This is a genomic window from bacterium (assembly GCA_035281585.1).
Taxonomy (GTDB): Bacteria; UBA10199; UBA10199; order DSSB01; family DSSB01; genus DATEDP01.
In genome coordinates, this window is record DATEDP010000052.1 from 1 (window position 1) to 3,271 (window position 3,271).

Consider the following 3,271-nt stretch of genomic DNA (forward strand, 5'->3'; position numbering starts at 1 on the left):
GCCCGGGACCGGCCAAGATCGAGATCAAGGGCGGCAACGAGGCCAAGGCCCCCGCGCCGGCCGGCGACAAGGCCGCACCGGCTCCGCCGGCCGCGCCTGAAGCCAAGGCGCCGGAGAGCAAGCCCTCCAAATAAGCGATGAATTGTTTCTATCACCCCTCGGCGCCGGCCGTCGGCCTCTGCAAGAATTGCTCGCGGGGCCTATGTCCGGATTGCGCCGGCGACCAGGGCCAGGGCCTGGCCTGTAAGAACCGCTGCGAAGCCGAGGTGGAGGCGCTTTGGCAGATCGTCCAGCGCGGGAAGAGCGCCTATCAAAAAACGGCCGGGGCCTACTTCCGCGTCGCTTTGTTCAGCGCTTTGATGGGGATCTTGTTCTTGGGCTTCCCCTACTTCTTTCCGGACGTCCCGCCGACCCTGACCTATCTCTTCACCGGCTTTGCCCTGATCCTCTTTTTGGGCACCGCCTTCAATGTGTTCAATGGCTGGCGGATGAAGAAGCTTTGATTTCAAAAGCGTAGAGAGTCCCCGGCAAAGCAAGACCGGTCGGCCAATAAATGGTCCGTCCGATGATGGTCGGTCCGGCCAATGGTGGATTCGGAGTCGCATAGCTCCAGAGAATCTCGCCGGTGGCGGCATCGAAGGCGAAGAGATTGGGCGCGAGGGGAAACAGCGAGTAGAGCAAATCGAGGTCTAGGCCGCCGAAAAAGGCGAGCAACTCGTTGGGGTAAGTCGCGGCTGCGAAGACCACTCCATTCCCGGTCCCGGTGCTGGAGGGCGGAGCCAAATAAGGGGATACCGAGAAGCCGAATAATTCGGGGGCAAAGCTGGTCTCTCCGGCATTTTGCCACAGAATTTCCCCGGTACCGGGATCGAGCGCGCTCAAGGACCCGCCGTAGATCGTTTCACCGGCATGGGGTCCGCCTTGCAGAATCCAAGCCCGGCTTGTGAGATTCCCCTCGTCATCAAGATCGGTCGAGTTGACGCTGACGGCATAGAACCGCAGGCCATCGGAGCTGTTCCCACCCAAACTAATGAGACTACTCGGTCCAATGGGGGTGTCCCAGAGTAGCTCTCCCGACCTAGCATCCACCGCAAAGACCTTCCCCGATTTATTGATCGCCGCCGCAACGTCGCGGACCGTGTTTTCCACCCTTACGTTCCGGATGAGCGAAGCTCCCGAGGGAAAATCGTAATCCGGCCCCTGCCCTTCGGGGCAGTTTTCGGGAGCCCCTAGGAATGGGATGCAGCCGGAATTCCAGAAGTCGTCGGGAATGACCTGAGTCGCCCAATTTTTTCGGCCCGTCTTCATGTCGAGGCTCACGAAGGAATTAATGGCCAGGTGGAAAGGCGAAAGGCTGGCGGGATCCAAGGCCCCGCGGGTGTAGGCGTTCCCGGTGGTGATGATGACCGAGCTCGTATCGGGATAGACGGCCGGCGCGCTGGTCCAACTCGTGACCCCGCTATAGCCCTGAAGGTCGGGAAGGTCGTCCGCGGTCGTCGAAGGATCGCCTCGGGGGTCGATCAGGGGCTCGCACCAGAGCTTTTTCCCATTCACGAGGTTGACCGCACAGACCTTGCCGACGGTGTTGCAGCAAGTATAGCCGGGTTCGCCGGCGGCGGATTCCTCGTAACCGGAGACCGCTACATAAGCGACATTGCCATGGATCGTCGGCGAGCTGAGTATACCCTCCCAGAGGTGATTCGGATCGCCTAACAGGGTTGCGGTTTCGCAATCTCCCGTTTTTTTATCGAGCACGATGAAATAGCTTCCGGGCGCGTCGTGCGGAACGAAGTCCGAAGTATAGGTGCCCGCGATCAATTTATCGCCGAACAGGGTCGGTGCGGTTTCAACGCCCAGCAGCACCGGGAGCTGGGCATTAGGCAAGCATTGCCGAATCGTCTGATTGATGTCCTTTTTCCAGATTAAATTTCCGCTGTTCCGGTCCAGCTTGTAGTAATTGCCGCCGGTGGAGTCGAACAAATAAAGAGCCTCCTGATCGGCGGCTGGCCCCTTGATGAAGCTTCCGGTGAAGGCGCTGGGATCATGGAAGGACCATTGAAGGGTGAGGTCGCCAACGTTCCCCGGATTGATGTCGTCGCAGGGCTGATTCCGGGCGTCGCCCAAATCCTGGCCATACATCTTCCACTCCTGGCAGTCCTGGGCACGAGCCTCCCTCCCATGCCGGGCACCCAGAGCCGTGATCGGATCGATCAACTTCGCAAATGCCAGAGCAGCTACTGCAAGTTTTACGCAGTAATTCACGCTTTTCAGACCACACCCTTTCATTCACTTAGTGAATTTCGCTTGCCGGCTGACTCCGGTTATGGACGCTTCGAAATGAAGCGCAAATTCCTCATTGCACAATCTGGACCGGCGTTTTCGCGAACGACATCACCCCGAAGTTGACGAAGTCCATACTGGCCCCGATCAGCACCGGCTTGCCTTCGACTTCGACGAAGGTGGGGATAAAATGAACATTGTTTCGGTTCAAAAACTGGGTGGTGCCTTTGAACCATCCCGTGGCTTCGGTGATGCCGGGCTCGTCTCCCGGATTGGCTTCCGAGGCGATGACTCCCTGCGTGAAGTCTTCCGAAATGCCCACACGCTTGAATAGGCCGGGCGTCACAGCGGCGAACATTCTGAGGTAACCGTCCGCTTCCCTGGCCTCCAACTTGCCGTCACCATTCCTGTCATTATAATGGGTAAAGCTAACCCAGAATCCGTTGCTCTGGCCGAAAAGGGCCGGCAGCGGGGCATCGTGATGAATCATGGCGACCTTGTCACCCCCGGCGTTGTAACACCAAGTATTGTAAGCGCCGAGCGCCAGCTGATCAGGCGGATAGACATCCTCCTCCGCCAAATCTTCCGCCGGCAAATTTTCCCCGTGGCATAGGAGTATATTGAAGGAACCTAATTCCGACTCGCCTTTGGCCGCCGGAGAGCTCGCTAAAAAAAACGTCATCAAAGAAAAAAATACGCCGACAAAAATGAACTTACCCATAATGAACCCCGCTTTCTTTTAGGCTCTATTTTGAAATTTTCCGCTCGGAATGAAGTCAACCGAACGGTTGATTTTTAATGAAGAGGTTCGTTCTCGACTTCAGGGCGATGCCCCATGGCAACAAGGGTCGCCTGGACTCGGGAATGGACCCCGAGTTTGCTGAATACGCGAATCGCGTGGGTATGGACCGTGGCCTTGGACACAAAGAGCCGGCGGGCGATCGCGTCCTCGGACAGTCCCAGGGAGATGAGATGAAGAACCTCGGTCTCG

Annotated in this window: 4 protein-coding genes; 1 reads left to right on the forward strand and 3 read right to left on the reverse strand. The window is 57.8% G+C overall.

The features are described from left to right. The first annotated feature begins 137 nt into the window (after window positions 1-137). A complete protein-coding gene (locus VJR29_03980; GenBank protein HKY62556.1) occupies window positions 138-503 on the forward strand; it encodes a hypothetical protein in 366 nt (121 codons plus the stop codon). On the opposite strand, the gene VJR29_03985 is transcribed toward VJR29_03980, so the two are convergent. The 3 genes from VJR29_03985 to VJR29_03995 form a co-directional block, all read right to left on the reverse strand. Continuing rightward, entirely contained in the window at window positions 475-2,139 is a 1,665-nt protein-coding gene (locus VJR29_03985; protein ID HKY62557.1) for a PQQ-binding-like beta-propeller repeat protein, read from the reverse strand. The two genes, VJR29_03980 and VJR29_03985, sit on opposite strands and share 29 nt — an antisense overlap. A gap of 214 nt (window positions 2,140-2,353) precedes the next feature. Next, the gene (locus tag VJR29_03990; GenBank protein HKY62558.1) at window positions 2,354-3,001 is read right to left on the reverse strand and encodes a hypothetical protein; all 648 of its coding nucleotides are present in this window, start codon (window positions 2,999-3,001) and stop codon (window positions 2,354-2,356) included. Window positions 3,002-3,075: 74 nt separating this feature from the next. Then, window positions 3,076-3,271 (reverse strand): LuxR C-terminal-related transcriptional regulator (locus VJR29_03995; GenBank protein HKY62559.1); only part of this gene is annotated, 196 nt, incomplete at its 5' end.